The 16,002-nt window shown below is 47.8% G+C and carries 13 protein-coding genes; 9 read left to right on the forward strand and 4 right to left on the reverse strand.

Features of this window, described 5'->3' with window-relative positions; genetic code table 11:
* Positions 1 to 42 precede the first annotated feature (42 nt).
* Both G499_RS0117295 and G499_RS0117300 read left to right on the forward strand, forming a co-directional pair.
* Positions 43 to 1,278 (forward strand): ABC transporter permease, encoded by a 1,236-nt coding sequence (locus tag G499_RS0117295; RefSeq protein ID WP_027000977.1) that lies wholly within the window; start codon positions 43 to 45, stop codon positions 1,276 to 1,278.
* Positions 1,279 to 1,365: 87 nt separating this feature from the next.
* A complete protein-coding gene (locus G499_RS0117300) occupies positions 1,366 to 1,791 on the forward strand; it encodes a hypothetical protein (protein WP_027000978.1) in 426 nt (141 codons plus the stop codon).
* Positions 1,792 to 1,896: 105 nt separating this feature from the next.
* Here G499_RS0117300 and G499_RS0117305 read toward each other — a convergent pair whose 3' ends face one another.
* The 4 genes from G499_RS0117305 to scpA all read right to left on the reverse strand — a co-directional run bounded on the left by G499_RS0117305 (position 1,897) and on the right by scpA (position 7,895).
* Positions 1,897 to 3,168 (reverse strand): glycosyltransferase, encoded by a 1,272-nt coding sequence (locus G499_RS0117305; protein WP_081413876.1) that lies wholly within the window; start codon positions 3,166 to 3,168, stop codon positions 1,897 to 1,899.
* Positions 3,075 to 4,883, reverse strand: a complete 1,809-nt coding sequence (asnB, locus tag G499_RS0117310) for an asparagine synthase (glutamine-hydrolyzing) (RefSeq protein ID WP_027000980.1) — start codon at positions 4,881 to 4,883, stop codon at positions 3,075 to 3,077. The genes G499_RS0117305 and asnB overlap by 94 nt, the downstream gene beginning before the upstream one ends.
* Before the next feature lie 24 nt (positions 4,884 to 4,907).
* Complete coding sequence (locus G499_RS0117315) at positions 4,908 to 5,549, reverse strand: response regulator (RefSeq protein WP_027000981.1); 642 nt, start codon at positions 5,547 to 5,549, stop codon at positions 4,908 to 4,910.
* Positions 5,550 to 5,750: 201 nt separating this feature from the next.
* Positions 5,751 to 7,895 carry a methylmalonyl-CoA mutase gene (gene scpA / locus G499_RS0117320; protein ID WP_027000982.1) on the reverse strand — a complete coding sequence of 715 codons (2,145 nt, stop codon included), beginning with the start codon at positions 7,893 to 7,895 and terminating at the stop codon, positions 5,751 to 5,753.
* A gap of 598 nt (positions 7,896 to 8,493) precedes the next feature.
* Here scpA and G499_RS0117325 point away from each other — a divergent pair.
* From G499_RS0117325 to G499_RS0117355, 7 genes are all read left to right on the forward strand, one after another.
* Positions 8,494 to 10,077: a hypothetical protein gene (locus G499_RS0117325; RefSeq protein ID WP_027000983.1), complete on the forward strand. Its 1,584-nt coding sequence runs from the start codon at positions 8,494 to 8,496 to the stop codon at positions 10,075 to 10,077.
* A gap of 268 nt (positions 10,078 to 10,345) precedes the next feature.
* The gene (locus G499_RS0117330; RefSeq protein ID WP_027000984.1) at positions 10,346 to 11,914 is read left to right on the forward strand and encodes a DUF4836 family protein; all 1,569 of its coding nucleotides are present in this window, start codon (positions 10,346 to 10,348) and stop codon (positions 11,912 to 11,914) included.
* Between the two features lie 6 nt (positions 11,915 to 11,920).
* Entirely contained in the window at positions 11,921 to 12,565 is a 645-nt protein-coding gene (locus tag G499_RS0117335) for an ATP-binding cassette domain-containing protein (protein WP_035727972.1), read from the forward strand.
* Between the two features lie 24 nt (positions 12,566 to 12,589).
* Positions 12,590 to 13,774, forward strand: coding sequence for an ABC transporter permease (locus G499_RS21345; RefSeq protein ID WP_051296366.1), 1,185 nt, complete (start codon positions 12,590 to 12,592; stop codon positions 13,772 to 13,774).
* A 20-nt stretch (positions 13,775 to 13,794) separates the two neighbouring features.
* Positions 13,795 to 14,445 (forward strand): SiaB family protein kinase, encoded by a 651-nt coding sequence (locus G499_RS0117345; protein ID WP_027000986.1) that lies wholly within the window; start codon positions 13,795 to 13,797, stop codon positions 14,443 to 14,445.
* Between the two features lie 115 nt (positions 14,446 to 14,560).
* Positions 14,561 to 15,103 carry a DUF4178 domain-containing protein gene (locus tag G499_RS0117350; protein WP_027000987.1) on the forward strand — a complete coding sequence of 181 codons (543 nt, stop codon included), beginning with the start codon at positions 14,561 to 14,563 and terminating at the stop codon, positions 15,101 to 15,103.
* 51 nt (positions 15,104 to 15,154) lie between these two features.
* Positions 15,155 to 15,928 (forward strand): hypothetical protein, encoded by a 774-nt coding sequence (locus G499_RS0117355; RefSeq protein WP_027000988.1) that lies wholly within the window; start codon positions 15,155 to 15,157, stop codon positions 15,926 to 15,928.
* Positions 15,929 to 16,002 lie beyond the last annotated feature (74 nt).

Here is a 16,002-nt window from a genome sequence, read left to right on the forward strand (position 1 = left end):
CGTTTTTTTGGTATCTTTGCTGCTTAGGCCAACGCTATTGTCATGAATATAGCCCTTCGTATCGCCCGGCGGTATTTTTTATCAGGAAAAAAAACCAGATTTATCAATATCATCTCCATGCTTTCGATGTTGGGAGTAGCTATCGGTACTACTGCCCTCATCATTGTATTGTCGGTATTTAATGGTCTAGAAGACCTCATCAGAAACCTACATCAAACCATCAACCCCGAGCTAAAAGTAAGCCTCCAAACAGGCAAGAGCTTTGAAGTCTCCGAGGAATGGCTGGCAGCTGTTCGGAAAATAGAGGGGGTGGCGCTGGTAGTAGAAGCCATTGAGGACAACGCCGTCTTGAAGTACCGCGATGGGCAGATGGTGGTACATGTCAAAGGAGTAAGCAGCAACTATCCACAAAGCCTCCCCGGGCTAGACTCTATCATGAAAGCCGGTCGGTTTGAGCTACAGCAGGGCCAAAACGCTACTGCCGTCCTCGGCCAAACAGTAGCTTATACCATTTCATTGGCCCTACACAATGAGTTTGATATGTTGGAACTTTGGTATCCTAAGCGGCTCAAAACCATCAACCTGGGCAGCCTCAGCGCCGAGGCCAATTTCAACCGTGTATTTGTAAAGCCGGCGGGCATTTTTTCTTTGGAGCAACAATACGACGCCAGCTATGTGTTCGTGCCTCTTAGCGTAGCCGAAACACTCCTAGACTATTCCGGGCGGCGTACCGCGCTCGAAATCAAGACCAGCCCCGGGGTGAGTATCTCCAAAGTAAAACGAGCACTACAGCGCTTCTTGGGCGATGATTTTCTGGTACAAAATAGCGATGAGCAGCAAGCCGGGCTTTTGCGCGCCCTGCGTATCGAAAAGTTTTTTGTCTACCTGACGCTTTCTTTTATCTTGGCGGTGGCTTCGTTCAATATCTTTTTCTCACTAATGATGTTGGCCATCGAAAAAAAACGCGACATTGCAATCCTCTATGCTCTTGGCGCAGAACAACGCTTGGTAAAGCGGGTTTTTTTGTGGGAAGGAGCAATGATTGCTTTTTCAGGAGCCTTGATAGGCCTGAGCTTGGGCGTGTTGATTGTATTGTTACAGCAACGGTATAGTTTTGTTGGCATGGGTACAACCACTACGGTTGTCTCGGCTTACCCCGTTGTATTACAATTCAGCGATATCTGTTATACAGCCATTACGATGGCCGTCATTACAGTGGCAGCCGCTATTTTCCCGGCCATCAAGGCAGGCCAAGTGGATGTAAAAGAGGAGTTGTAAAATATATGGCTCTTCGGTCTAACCTCATAAGGTCTGATGCGTACTGCTATATAGACAACGTTATTTTACACCCTTTATCACCTCCTTATGGATTACCTATTTCAAAATGATTATTGCCGAATCTACACCCCCAAGCCAGACCTGCCCGAGGTATTGCATATCGCCTGGGTGGGCTATTGGGAGGTAAACGAAGGTTTGGTAGCAGCGCTCAATGCTTCCCTAGATATTATTGCCGCACGCAAAATCAAAGTACTGATTTCGGATTGTCGTGAGCTAGATGTTTTGACAGATGAGCTCTCTAATCACCTACAAACACAATGGTATCCTCAAGCCCAAGAGCGGGGGCTGCTGTTAGAGCTATATCTCGATTCCGAAGACTTTGTGGGGCAAATATCGTTGGAGATGCTCTTCAGCGATGTAGCCAATAGTGCACAACTACAAACCCTGGCGGTCGACAACCTCACACACGCCTTTGAGTTTGCCGCAACGTATCTGAGCACACGCAAGACCTAAGTTTCATCACAGTTATCCACAGACTTGTTCACACACCCCGTTGAGCCGCTGTGGATAACTACGTCTTTTTGGTGGATAAGTAGATTTCCCATTATTAAAAAATCTTTACTTCTCTAAGCATTTGAGCAAATTTTTTGTCAAATTTTTTCGTGAAAATACTTGCTTTCCTAGTGTTAGCGCGTTTCGTTGTGCTTCAATCAACAGGGTTGTATCGGCCAAAAAAGGAGCTAATTGTTGATAAAGTGCGACTTCATCTAAAGGATTTATATAGATTCCACAATGGTATTTTTCTACTAAATCTTGTAGCCATCCTTCTACATTGACAATACACAACTTGCCGGCAGCCAAGCCATCAAAAAACTTATTGGGACTAGTGGTTTGTAAAATAGGATGTGGTGCAAATGAAACCATTATTGCCTGAACTTGAGCCATCATTTCTCGGATTTCAAACTTGTTTGATTTAGGTATAAACTCCACATTTTCAAGCATTAATCTCTTGGATAATGCCATTAATGCCTCTTTTTCTTTGCCTTCGCCTACCAAAAAAAAACGTACTTGTTGCCCACACTGCGCCTGACAATAAGCTATTTGCTTCAAGTAATACTTTAAGCCGTTGGCCGGCCCCATAGCACCAAAATACCCCACTAGTAACGGGTTTTCTGAATTGTATTTTTCAAATATTCTGGGGGGCTTATAAGCTGATGCAAAAAAATCAATATCAGCCATATTGGGCACGAAATGCAACTTTTCCTGAGGAATCCCTTGTTGCGCTAGGGCTTTTGTTACTTCAGGGGAAAGTGTGATAATATTTTGAGCATTTTGATAGAGTAGTTTTTCCACTCTTTTGAGCAAAGTTATCCACAAGCGCTTGTTGATAACTCCCAATTGGATGGGTACTTCGGGCCACCAGTCCCTTAATTCGATACTATAAGCCAAACCCCTGAACTGCTTGATTAGTAAGGCAGTTACCCCTACACTCAAGGGGGTAGAGCTGGCCCAGCAATGCTCAAATCGGGGCAGACGCATAGCCAAGGCAAAACTTTGCCACATAAACCGTGCAAAAGCCCATATACGCGCCCATTTGCCCAAATGATTGGCATAGTAAATAGGTAGATAATGTACCTCTATTCCCTCTATGAAGCGCTGTTCGTAGCGGGGTTTGTTGTGGCTGGTAATCATCACCACCTCCCACCCGCGAGCTACCATCTCTTGGGCAACATAATAGGAGCGGGTAGCGCCGCCATCGGCATATGTCTTGAAATATTGATGTAGATAGAGTATTCTCATCCGAAACGTTGTTGAATCCAAACCGCCAGCAAAGCTACCGACAATAACTCTGTCGAAAAATCGGCCTGGCCTCTCTGATGTGCCTGCCATTGTTGGGCTACAGCTCCATAAGGGACATATTTGAAAATGGCTGCCTGTGGGTTGTCAAAATACTGTTTCCAAAACAAAGGGGCTTGCCGCATATATTGGCCTATTGGCAGTCCAAACCCTTGTTTGGGGCGCTGGCCGATGGATGTGCCTAGGGAACTAGAAAGTTGGATAAGTGCTTGTTTGAGCGGCCATTTTGCAGGGTTTTGGCATAAGTATCGATTAGACAAGCACTGTGCCCATTCCGTAAAAGCTGTATCGAGGTAGGGCATTCGAAGCTCTACACTGTGGCGCATAGCCATCTGATCATTCAGCCGTAGGATATCATAGGGCAGGTAGTGTTGTTGTTCCATTTGCAAAAAACCCTTCAAATCAAACCTTTGAGGCTCAGGTGTTAAAGTATTTGTTGAATAGACTAAAGGGCTACTGAGCGCACACAAGGTTTGCATCGTATAGACTGGGTTGGCTTGTAGCCCCAGTGCCTGCCTACGAGCGCGGGAGTATTGTTGCCACCGCCGGGGCAAGACCTTACGCGCCACCGCTGCAGCCCAATGACTCCAAGGCTTCCATTGGTGGTATTGTGCATACCACTGATGACGGCGATACCCCCCCAGTAGCTCATCTGCCCCTGCCCCCGACCAAAGGACATACACCCCTTGGCGGGCGGCAGTCTCGGCTATCCAATAGGTGCTGAAGGCTGCAATGTCGGCAATGGGGCTATCGGTGTGGCCGATGATAGCTTCAAAAGAAGCTTCGAGGGCTTTGGCCGAAGCCCGAACCTCTACCAAAGGCATCCGGCAGGCTCGGGCGATGACAGTCGCATAGCGGAAATCGTCAGAGAGTTGTTGGCTATCCGTGATTTGGAGGCTAAAGGCCAGCATACCGCCAGATGGCCGTACTTGGGCTACTGACAAGGCCAGCAACGAAGAATCTACTCCTCCGCTGAGCATCAAACCCGTAGGCACTGCTGCCGGCAGGTGTCGCAAGACAGCCTCTTGCAAAGGCATTGGCGCAGGGTGGTCTGTTTCGGAGGCGCATTGGCTGCCGTGATTTAGCGCCTCAAAGCGCTGCTCGAAAAGCGAGAAATAAGCTGCTCCCTGCCAAGCGTAGACACCTTGGTAGAATGTCTGAGGGTGTGGGGCGTAGCGATATTGCAAATAATGGGGAATGGCGGCCTCATTGAGCTGGCGGGGCATTAAGCCCGAAGCCAACAAACTTTGTATTTCAGACGAAAAGAGCAGGTGTGTAGGGGTTTGGGCATAATACAATGGCTTCATCTGCCAAGGGTCTTGGGCTATGAGTAGCCGCTGCGTTTGTCGGTCATAGTAGATGAGGGCATACATCCCTGCGAGGCTTTCTAGGCCTTTGGCACCCTTATGAGCCAAATGATAGAGCAAGGTTTCGGCATCGCTTTGGCTTTGCCAATCTCTTGGCGGCAAAGCTTGACGCAGTTGGTGGTGGTTGTAGATTTGTCCGTTGAACGCCAACACATAGCGACCATCATCACTTTGGATAGGCTGCCGATTGAATGGGTGAATATCGGCTATTTGTAAAAGATTATGCCCTAGCGCTATTGGTAGAGGCTCCGATGTTGCCCACTGTCCTTGTCCGTCCTTGCCTCTATGTTGAGCGGCATCCAACATCAGCGCTAAGGCCTTATCAAGCCCCTGAGCCGTCGAGACGGCCTTAGTTTGGACAATCAGGTGTATGCCACACATACCACAACAAACAAAAAGCGGGGGCTATACAAGCTTATTTTCGATGGCAAACTTGACCAACTCGGCCGTATTTTTAGCGTCCGATTTTTTGAGCAGGCTGGTACGGTGTGTGTCTACGGTTTTGATACTGATGAAGAGCTTATCTGAAATTTCACGGTTACTATAGCCCTCGGTGATGAGTTTGAGGATTTCTTTCTCGCGTGGTGTAAAGGCCGCCGCACCGGAATTGCCAGTACGCTTGTTGACCATATTGTTGATGATGATTTGCGAAACAGCCTGCGAAAAATACTTCTCGCCTTTGTAGACCTTCAGGATACCCTCTATGAGTTCTTTTTTGAGGATGCTTTTGTGTAGGTAGCCATCTGTATTGACTTCTAGCGCCCTCAAGACAAAATACTCCTCGTTGTGTGAGCTCAGGATAATGACCTTGATGTTGGGGTATTTTTTTTTGATTTTGGCAATGAGTTCTATGCCGTCAGTATCTGCTAGGGTAATGTCACAGAGAATGACATCGGGGATGTGGTTGGTCAGGATATGGAGCGCATCTTCGGCATTATCACACTCTTCTGTAACATACATTCCTTCGTGTTGGGAGATGATGCCTTTTACGCCTTCACGCACGATGCCGTGGTCTTCTATCAGTAGAATTTTGATAACTTGGTTCATAGATGCAAGCGGTGGTTTAGTGCGGGAATTTTTGACACAAATTACAAAAATTACGCCCAAATGACAATTTAGGTTGGGTATATTTAGGCCGAATACCTTATTTTTTCGGTATAATGCATCAGGTATTCGGCAGGTTGTACCTACCTCACCGGGAGTGTCGAACCCTGTTGGGGGGATACTCCCAGAGAGAGGCTTTTCAGTTTAGGCTGCCAATTCGGGCATTAGCTTGCTCAAGATTTGTTGGGCGGCAACAGCGATAATCGTACCGGGGCCGAATACGCCTGCCACACCTGCCTCATACAAGAAGGCATAATCTTTTGGCGGAATTACGCCTCCGGCAATGACCAGAATATCTTCGCGGCCATACTGGCGCAAGGCATCGATGAGTTGTGGGATGAGGGTCTTGTGTCCGGCGGCCAAACTGGATACACCCACTACGTGTACGTCATTTTCGATGGCTTGTCGGGCGACTTCCTCAGGTGTTTGAAAGAGCGCCCCCATATCTACGTCGAAGCCTAGGTCGGCAAAGCTAGTGGCGATGACCTTTGCGCCACGGTCGTGGCCGTCTTGTCCCATTTTGGCCACCAGGATACGTGGGCGCCGGCCCTCGTGTTGGGCAAATTTATCAGCCATTTGTTGGGCTAGGGCAAAGTTTTCGTCGTCTGAAACCTCTTGTGAGTATACTCCCGACACGGTGCGGATAAGGGCTTTGTGGCGGCCAAAGACTTGTTCCATAGCAGACGAGATTTCGCCCAAGGTAGCCCGCACACGGGCGGCCTCTACGGCTAGGGCGAGCAAGTTGCCGCTGCCATTTTCGGCTGCTTGGCGGATGGCATCAAGGGCCTTAGTTACGGCTTCGGGGTTGCGATTGGCTTTAAGGCTTTCGAGTCTGGCCAATTGGCTTTGCCGCACAACGGTGTTGTCTACCTCTAGAAGCTCGATGTCGGTTGCTTCGGGCGATAAAAACTTATTCACCCCTACAATCACATCTTTTTGGGCATCAATGCGGGCTTGTTTGCGTGCAGCGGCCTCTTCAATACGCATTTTGGGCAGGCCGGTTTCAATGGCCTTGGCCATTCCTCCGAGGCTCTCTACCTCTTCTATCAGCTCCCAAGCGCGTTGGGCGAGGTCGTGGGTGAGCTTCTCAACATAATAAGAGCCTCCCCAAGGGTCTACAACCGCCGTAATACCGGTTTCGAGCTGGAGGAAAAGCTGGGTATTGCGCGCAATACGGGCCGAAAAATCGGTGGGCAGGGCAATGGCCTCATCAAGAGAGTTGGTATGGAGTGATTGGGTATGGCCCAAAGCTGCAGCCATCGCTTCGATACACGTACGCGCTACATTGTTGAAGGGATCTTGTTCGGTAAGGCTGTAGCCTGAGGTCTGGCAGTGGGTACGCAAAGCCATCGACTTTGATTTTTTGGGGTTGAATTGCTGCACAATTTTGGCCCATAGCAACCTACCAGCACGCATCTTGGCAATTTCCATAAAGTGGTTCATCCCAATAGCCCAGAAGAAAGACAACCTTGGCGCAAAATCATCGATGGCCAGCCCAGCTTTGAGGCCGGTGCGGATATAGTCGAGGCCGTCGGCGAGGGTATAGGCCAGCTCTATGTCTGCTGGTGCGCCAGCTTCTTGCATATGGTAGCCGCTGATACTGATAGAGTTGAACTTGGGCATATGCTGTGCTGTGTAGGCAAAAATATCGGCAATGATACGCATCGAAGGCTCAGGGGGGTAGATATAGGTATTGCGTACCATAAACTCCTTGAGGATGTCGTTTTGGATTGTGCCGGTTAGCTTTTCGGCGCTTACACCCTGCTCTTCGGCAGCGACAATGTAGAAGGCCATCACCGGAATCACAGCGCCGTTCATCGTCATAGAAACAGACATTTCATCGAGCGGGATACCGTCAAAGAGGATTTTCATATCCTCTACGGAGTCAATAGCTACCCCGGCCTTGCCTACATCGCCCACAACACGAGGGTGATCAGAATCATAACCTCGGTGGGTGGCCAAGTCAAAAGCAACAGAAAGCCCCTTTTGCCCGGCGGCCAAATTGCGTCTATAAAAGGCATTGGACTCCTCTGCCGTCGAAAAACCAGCATATTGGCGGATAGTCCAAGGGCGCTGGGTATACATCGTGGCATAGGGGCCGCGCAAATAGGGTGGTAGCCCCGCACCAAAGCCGAGGTGATGTACCTCTTGCAGGTCTTGGGCGGTGTAAAAAGGCTTTAACTCAATTTTTTCGGCTGTTTTCCAAGCTTTTGCGCCTGTGCTGGGAGAGGTATCCGCCGTTGATGGGTGGAGGCGGGTATAGGCAATTTGGGTAAAATCGGGCTTCATGGGGCAAGCAATGTTTTGAGATAGAGTTACTTGGCCGTCAACAACGGTAGGGTTGAATCGCCGTGCTTTATTGGCTGACTTGTAAAGTTACAAAATTACACCAAGATTTATTTGATTTAAAGAGTTTGCCATCGGTGATTTTCTTGATGTTTTTAGGACTCTTATATATTTCCGGTACAGGTTATGTAGCATGGCCTTGAAGCTGCCATTTTTGGCAGAGGTTGTGTAGCATTGTTTTTAGGTGGCCGTATTTTGATATATGGTACATTATTGCTAGGGCTATAAACCACTGCACTGGATATTCTGACTTTCGTCCTTGTTGTGCTCAATTTTGCCCTTGTTCTTGACGCATATGTGGCCGCAAGGAGCGTAAGTAAGCGCAACTTTGCAGGACAAGTTCCTATCTGCTTTTGGGGACACAGGCACAGGCGGAGCATACAAGCCCTACGGGGCTGATTAATGGGGTAGCTTTTTTGGAACGCCCCCTAAAAGCCTAGGCAGCAGGGGGTAATCACCCGAAAATTTGGAAAAAAAATCTTATTAGCCCGTAATTGTCAAAAAAAAACATGATTTTTGCTCGTATAGTAGCTCTACTCTTATGACAACAGTTGTGTTTGGGCGTGTGCTGTTCACGCGGTTTTTGTTCCAGAAATATCTTTTGGGCATTGGCTTAGCCTTGCTTTGCAGTGCTTGTTTTAGCCCTAAAGCTGCCTTGCGGCACATTCCGCAAGAAACACCCTTGGTTGTCAAAACCAACCTGCTGGGGGTAGCAGTAAAATTAGCCCCTTACCAAGACTTTTTTGCGGAGGAGATGAAGGACTTGCTCCCTCCGGCCTTCAACGATAGCATCCAAAACACCAAATTGCTCAAAAGGGTAAAACGCTCTGGGGTCAACCTGATGCGGATGTATACCCACGGTACTATCTTCAATGAAGAAAGCAACTACTTGGTTATGACTGCGCCCCTGCTGCGTGCCAAGCGCTTTCAGCGGGTGATGGAACACCTGTTGGACTCTGGTCGCATCCAAAAAACTGAAACCTCGCGCTATCAGTATACTTTTCACGAGCGGATGGCCCTGACTTGGGACAAGCGCGTGGTGATGCTTTGTTATATGCCTCACCCCACTCCTTCGGTACAGCCTCTTGCCCTGCTCGACAGTCTTTTTGCGCGTCCTGCGCAGACTTCTGTCTGGGATAAACACCGGAACTTCCGCCAAGCCAACCGGCAGTGGTCGGAGTCGATGTTATGGCTTAACATGGGGGCATTACGCCAAACGCCGTTTATGCAAAACCTGATAGGGGATCGGGTATGGATGCAGACCCTGCCGTTTGAAGACAACTACCTGCGGGCTTCCCTAAAGTTTGGCGAAAGCAGTATCCAGATGGATGTCCGCTATACTTTACCAGACTCTGTGGCGCGGCGCTATCGCCGTTTTCTCAAAAAATCTTTAGATCCCAGTCTAGTTGACAATGCCCCCATACAAGACCCCGCGCTCGTAGGTGCTATAGGAGTCAATATGAAAGACCTGCCCCATTGGCTCAAACAACGCAATTTTTATGAGGCTATCAACAATGTAGCAGCCTTCGTTGACCTCGAAGGTACAGACTTGTTACAAATGATGCGGGGTGACCTAGCCTTTTTTGTCAAAGATATACACCGGGTATACGAAAATGGCAAGGAACGCCTCAAACTAGATTATGCCCTTGGCCTTGGAGTACAAAACCAAGAAACGCTCAACAACCTCTTTACGCTGCTCAAAGAAAGCGGGCTGCTAGTAGAGAAAAACGGGCTATACACCTTCTTTGAGGAGTATTTCCTCATCGAAGAAGGAAACATCCTTTATCTGACCAATAGCGAAAACATACACAGAGACTTTGTGGGTAATGAAGCCTTACAGCAAAAAAATATTACTGCTCTAGCCCAAACACATAGCCTGATGCTTTTTGCTGACGAAAGCCTTAACTCACACTTGAGCAGACCACGCTACGCCAGCCTAGAAGGTAGCAATGCCCCCCAACAAGGGCTGCGGCTGCCCATCAAAGAAGTAGACTTGTTTATGCGCAATATCAGCCAGAAACACGTCGCAGGGATGGCGCAAATCAAACTTACGAGCATCGAAAATGCGCTCATTACACTTTACAAAGGAATCAAACCAATACTCTTGGGAGCACTTCACGAATAAACTGCGAAATTTAGCCCGACCAGTGCTATTTTCCCGCCATTGGTTGTATCTTTGGATGGCCTATGTGATTGATAATAAGCATATCATCATCCCATATTTTAGGCCGCCGCTTCGTGTTTTAATGGCCTTGTGCCTTCCTGATACTTCTTCAACTAGATTTTGGACTTTAGAATACTAACACCTAAAATCAATACAAACATACACTATGCGATTGTACTACCCCACAAGACCATTACATTCTCTTTTTCTTGGATTTTGCCTCAGCCTGATGTTATGGAGCTGTGGCAAATCTGTACAACACGAACGCTATATTCCCAAAAATGCTTCTTTTGTCTTGAGCATAGACCTCAAGCAGCTCAGCAGCAAAGCGCCCGAACAGTGGGCAGCGCTTTTTGACAAACCCGCCAAAGAGTTGTTTGTGGCCTTGGGAGGCAAGGCAGACTTCTTGCTAGGCGCACAAATGCAGACCGCAGGCATCGATACCAAAATGCCAGTTTATTTCTTCTCGGCTCCCGAAGAAGGCGTACAACAGCGCAAAGACGAATACTTGGCTATGACCTGGATTATCAACGATGAGGCGGCCTTTGAACAATACATCCAACAAATCCACAATGGCAAAACTGTACGCTCACAAGACGGTGTGCGCTACCTCATGCTCGGAGAAAATACCATCTTGACTTGGGCCAATCAGTTTGCGATTCTGTGTCAGTTTGCCAACCCTATTGAGCAGGCCAAGCTCTTGCGCCATGTCTTGCGGATGCGCGATTTGCCCGAAAAAGAATCGCTAAGTGCCCAAAATGTTTCGTTTCAAAACTTGCGCTCCAAGCCTGCTGATGCCTCGGTATGGGTGCATTTGGGCCGCCTCAATAGGGATGTCAACCGCTTGACTCCAGGAACCCTGCCATTGTCGTTTGACCTGAATGAGTGCTATTTCTCGGCCAGTATCAAGCTCGAAGCCTCCCAAATAAGCGCTGAAACTAAGCTGACCCTCAGCCCCAAGATGGAGCGCTATAGCAAGATATTTGACAGTCAAGTAGATCCGCAGCTGGTCTTGCAGCTTCCCGGCGCTGGGCAGTCTTTGCTCTTGGCCAGTACTAGTTTGCGCTTAGAAGAAATCTATACCACGGTCAACGATCTCTTTGGAAACTTTATCAACAAACAGCTGCAATCCTCCACAGGCCTAGGATTGAAGGACTTCTTCGATACCTTTTCGGGCAATGTGGCCATATCGCTGCGTGATATTACACTCACCGACTATACCACCGAAAGCCTTAACCTCGTTACTGGAGAGCCCGAGATTCAAATCAGCTCACAGATTGATTATCAATATATGATAGGGCTGTCTGTAAAGAATAAAAAAAATCTCAAAACCTTGCTCCAAATGCTTAGCGAAGGAGCAACCCCCTTTATCCGCAAGATAGAGAGCTGCTACATGCGTGATATGGGTGATGGGCAAGTGCTTTATATCATCGAAACACCCCAACACCTTTTGTTGACATTTACGCCCACACTCAAAGATGAAGTCCTGCGGAAGTTGGCTCCCGGCAATGTAGCCGAGGGCTTTGGCCAACAACATTGGCTAATGGCGCAAATGGACTTACGCCCCGAAGCCCTAAGTCGGCTGCCGAGTGAGTTGGGAGAAGATCTGCCTTGGTTGCGTAGTTTCCAACGCAAAGAAGCTCCCTTTGCCTTGCAAAACCTAGAATATAACCTACAACCTGCTAAAGGCAACATAGCCGAAGGGCAGATGCGCTTAAAACTCAATAAAGAAGGACTGAGTATGGTAGACTTGCTGCGCCTCTTTTTAGACATGATACCGACTTCGGAAGCCTCCTAACTGCTTATGGATATTATTATCAGAAACTTACTGCCCGCACCATTAGAGGGTAGCTATGACCCTGAGTCGCAAATATGGAATCAGCCCGAGCGGCGCTTTGTCAAAGGGCAGAAATACCTCTTACAAGCACCTTCGGGCAGGGGCAAATCGTCCTTTATACATACGCTATATGGTATCCGGCAAGATTATGAAGGGCAGGTGTTCTTGGCTGAGCAAAATATCCAGCGGCTCTCCTCAAAACAGTGGGCCGACTATCGACAGCGTCACCTTAGCATTGTTTTTCAAGATTTACGGCTTTTTCTGGAGTTGAATGCTTTTGATAATATCCGCGTCAAATCACAACTGACCCAATACCGCTCCGATACACAAATCAAACAGATGGCCGAACAACTCGGCATAGCTCCCCTGCTCAACAAGCAAGTAAAACTGCTTTCTTATGGCGAGCGCCAGCGGGTCGCCATCATCAGGGCGCTATGCCAGCCTTTTGAATGGCTGTTGATGGATGAGCCTTTCAGCCACCTAGATGAAGACAATATCACCAAGGCCATCACGCTGATTGACCAAGTTTGCAACGAACAACAGGCCGGCTTCATCAGTACCTCCTTAGGTGCTACATACCAACTCCCCCTCGACCACCAAATCAGACTCTAAAAGCAGCTTTTTTATTATTTGGCTATGCACGTACTACTACGCAAAATTTTTATACACTCCGGCAATCGCTGGCAACTGCTTCTGGCTGGGTTTGGCTTTGCGGTAGGTTTCTGGCTGATGCTCTCCTCATTGCAGGTATATATTCAGGTTCAGAAACTGATGACCCCTCCCGAAAATGCTCCGCAAGATGTGATTTTGAGCAAAAAAATCTCACTGGGCGATGTGTTGGCCGATGCCAAAGCCGGCTTTGGTGAAGGTGACATCCGCCAACTACAAGCCCAACCTTTTGTAGAGCAGAGTGTCCCGTTTTTGTCAAGCCAATTTGAAATCTGGGCCTACGCCGACGGTAGCATCCCCTTTGCGACCGAAATGTTTTTTGAGGCCATCCCTGATGCCTTTCTCGATACCATCCCCGACGGGTGGCGCTGGTCGCCTGGCAACAATTTTGTGCCCATTATCCTCTCTCGTGACTTCCTAAACCTCTACAATTTTGGCTATGCTCCCAGCAAAGGGTTGCCCAAGCTCCCTGCCAGTATGGTCGGGATTTTGCGCTTCAAGCTCAAAATCAGCGGTAGAGGCGGCTCTGAAGTTCTGCGGGGCAAGGTAGTAGGTTTTAGCGAACGTATCCCGACCATCCTCGTGCCCGAAGAGTTTTTACACTGGGCCAATGACAAGTATGGCACCAAGGCCAGCCCCCCACCCACACGCCTTATGACCCGGCTCAAAGCCGGAACCCAAGCCCAAGCCCAACAATATTTTGATATGGCCGACATAGAGGTCAATCAAGAAACCATGCGCCTACGCTACTTGGCCGACCTAGGAGGGGTCATTACGGGCCTCATTGGTGTGCTCGGAGCTGCTTTTCTGCTCCTGACAGTGATGTTGTTTATGATGAACTTCAGGCTCATTTTGGCCGAAGCCAAACAAGAAGTGGATTTATTATTGTACTTAGGCTACAGACACACACATCTTGCACAACATTTGATGTATTATTTTAGCATTTTCCTACTTATCATTACCTTTGTAGTAGTGGGTGGTGGGCTTTATTGGTTTGTCAAACAGTTGTACCACTACCTCAACACACAAACCGGCATTCAAGTAAACCCCTCTATAGAGCCGCTGGTCTTGTTGGTAGGGGGAATTACTATAGTGGTGATATTGTTGATAAACTATCTTGCCACACTACGACTATTACAGCGAAGTCGCTGAACCTTTAAAAAAACGCCTCTATGAGTACTATCATCACTTATAAGCCCAACGAACACCTCACCCACGTGCGGGAATTACGGCAACAGGTAGCCGCCAATCCCTTTTTCTTTATCTATGAGGGTGAGATTACCCATACTATCATGTTGGCAGCCCGCAAAATCGTAGAGAGCTACCTCAAACAAAAAGAAGAGAAAATCTTATACCGCAAACGCTGTGTACACCTCATTGTCGAATGTGTGCAGAATACCATCAAACACAGCAACCATATTCCCACACCCGAGAATCTCGACCGTAAACACCTGCCCCTGATTATGTTTGGCCAAGAAGATGACCAATACACCATCGTATCGGGGAATCTAATCAAGGCAGATAATGTGGCCTTGTTAGCCAATTATTTGGACTACCTCAACGGCCTCAGCGAAGAACGCCTGATGATGTATTACCGGCGTGCTATCAAATCTGTAATGGATTGGGGGCGCAAAGGCAAGATGGGCTTTATCGAAATGGTGCTCAAATCAGGCAATACAATCCAATATGACTTTGCCCCCGTAGGCGAAGACTTGGCCTATTTTACTTACATGCTCACCATCAACCGCCATCTGCTCTTAGAAGGCAATGACGACGAAAATGCCGATACAGACGAAACTCCAAGCCCCGAAATAGACGTATAAAACGGCTGCTTTCTGAGGATTGTGGCAACATAATGAAACATCATTGCTCCGAAAATAGTATATTTATATCATACTACTAAGCGTTTATCACCCACCTACAAACAGATATAAACCTATGGTATTTGGTTGGTTCAAAAAGAAAAAAGAAGAAAAGCGCGAATATATAGACCCCACAGAGGTCAATATTACTATGTTGCGCAAAGGCGCTTTCGTTGATTATGATCTCAAAACTTGGCAGGTAACAGCCTGTTATGAGTATGATTGGGGCAATGAATACTTTTCTCATGAGTTTCAACTCAAGTCTGGAAAAGATACAATATACCTACACATCGAAGATGACGATGAGCTAGAGTGTACTATTGTCCGCAAAATCAGCCCTCGTGCTATTCAAGACGATGCCGTTGACTACATCCGCAAACACGATAATGGGCCTATGGAGGTCATCTATGAAGGCACAAAGTATTACCGCGAAAGCGAGCAAGTAGGCTATTTTGCCAACCTTGGTGCCACTAACTGGGAGGAGTTCATCTCTTGGTCTTATTATGACGACTCTGGCAAGAAAGTACTCGAAATAGAGCGCTGGGATGAAGAAGAGTTTGAAGCCTCTGCTGGGATTGTCGTAGGTGAGTTTGAGTTTATGAACATCATCTTGCCCTAGACCTCAGGGTTCTAATCTGCTTACATATTTATATCAAGTCACAACAAAGCCATGAAAAAGTACGCTGTATTTACCTTCTTCCTCCTGAGTATTTGGATGTTAAGCGCTTGCGGCGGCAATAAGCGCAAATATGTCCAAAACCCTGTAGACAAGCTCATCAAACAACTCAGCAACGATTCCTCTGTCAAGACTTTTTCCATCATCTTAGAAGATATGGAGCTAGACAATGACGGCTACAAACACAAGTACAAAGTACTTACAAACTTAGAAGATTCCGTCAACAAAAAAATCCAACATACTGAATGGATGCCTGTAGAAGAGGCTTTTTTCGTAAAACACGAAGAAAACCTCGGCCTAGAGCTTGCCGGAATGGATGAGAGCGGCGAAGTACACAAAGTACCTACCCCTCCAGGATACCGCAACTATGTAGGGAATGAGCGCTATGGCGAGTGGCGCACCAATAGCAACGGGCAGTCGTTTTGGGCGTTTTATGGGCAGTATATGTTTATGTCTTCTATGTTTCATATGATGGCTGCTCCAGTATACCGCAACCATTACGATACCTATCGGGGTAGCTATTACAACAGTGGACGGCCATATTACGGCCCTCGCACTGCCAGCGGTAGCTATACTTATGGAACATCGGGCAGCGTCACACGCACGACCAACCCAAGCTTTCACAACCGCTATAGCAGCACATCTTCTTTCAAAAGCAAGTTACGCAGCCGTGTGCAGCAATCGCAAAGCCGCACCACACGCAGCTCTAACCGCAGCAGCAGCAGCGGCTCGTCATACCGCTCTCGCGGCGGAAGCTATGGCAAATAGAGACAAGGATTCCCTTTAGGGCTTAACAAGTATTTTGAAATACCGCAGCCACCCTTAAATTTTTTTGGGGTGGC

Origin of the sequence: Eisenibacter elegans DSM 3317 (assembly GCF_000430505.1) — a bacterium.
Lineage (GTDB): Bacteria > Bacteroidota > Bacteroidia > Cytophagales > Microscillaceae > Eisenibacter > Eisenibacter elegans.

What these genes read in the sequence shown, in the direction of transcription:
- asnB (WP_027000980.1), bottom strand. Translation starts at nt 4,883, where the DNA reads ATGTGTGGCATACACCTGATTGTCCAAACTAAGGCCGTCTCGACGGCT.
- G499_RS0117315 (WP_027000981.1), bottom strand. Translation starts at nt 5,549, where the DNA reads ATGAACCAAGTTATCAAAATTCTACTGATAGAAGACCACGGCATCGTG.
- G499_RS0117305 (WP_081413876.1), bottom strand. Translation starts at nt 3,168, where the DNA reads ATGGCAGGCACATCAGAGAGGCCAGGCCGATTTTTCGACAGAGTTATT.
- scpA (WP_027000982.1), bottom strand. Translation starts at nt 7,895, where the DNA reads ATGAAGCCCGATTTTACCCAAATTGCCTATACCCGCCTCCACCCATCA.
- G499_RS0117335 (WP_035727972.1), top strand. Translation starts at nt 11,921, where the DNA reads ATGGATATTATTATCAGAAACTTACTGCCCGCACCATTAGAGGGTAGC.
- G499_RS0117300 (WP_027000978.1), top strand. Translation starts at nt 1,366, where the DNA reads ATGGATTACCTATTTCAAAATGATTATTGCCGAATCTACACCCCCAAG.
- G499_RS21345 (WP_051296366.1), top strand. Translation starts at nt 12,590, where the DNA reads ATGCACGTACTACTACGCAAAATTTTTATACACTCCGGCAATCGCTGG.
- G499_RS0117295 (WP_027000977.1), top strand. Translation starts at nt 43, where the DNA reads ATGAATATAGCCCTTCGTATCGCCCGGCGGTATTTTTTATCAGGAAAA.
- G499_RS0117330 (WP_027000984.1), top strand. Translation starts at nt 10,346, where the DNA reads ATGTTATGGAGCTGTGGCAAATCTGTACAACACGAACGCTATATTCCC.
- G499_RS0117345 (WP_027000986.1), top strand. Translation starts at nt 13,795, where the DNA reads ATGAGTACTATCATCACTTATAAGCCCAACGAACACCTCACCCACGTG.
- G499_RS0117325 (WP_027000983.1), top strand. Translation starts at nt 8,494, where the DNA reads ATGACAACAGTTGTGTTTGGGCGTGTGCTGTTCACGCGGTTTTTGTTC.
- G499_RS0117350 (WP_027000987.1), top strand. Translation starts at nt 14,561, where the DNA reads ATGGTATTTGGTTGGTTCAAAAAGAAAAAAGAAGAAAAGCGCGAATAT.
- G499_RS0117355 (WP_027000988.1), top strand. Translation starts at nt 15,155, where the DNA reads ATGAAAAAGTACGCTGTATTTACCTTCTTCCTCCTGAGTATTTGGATG.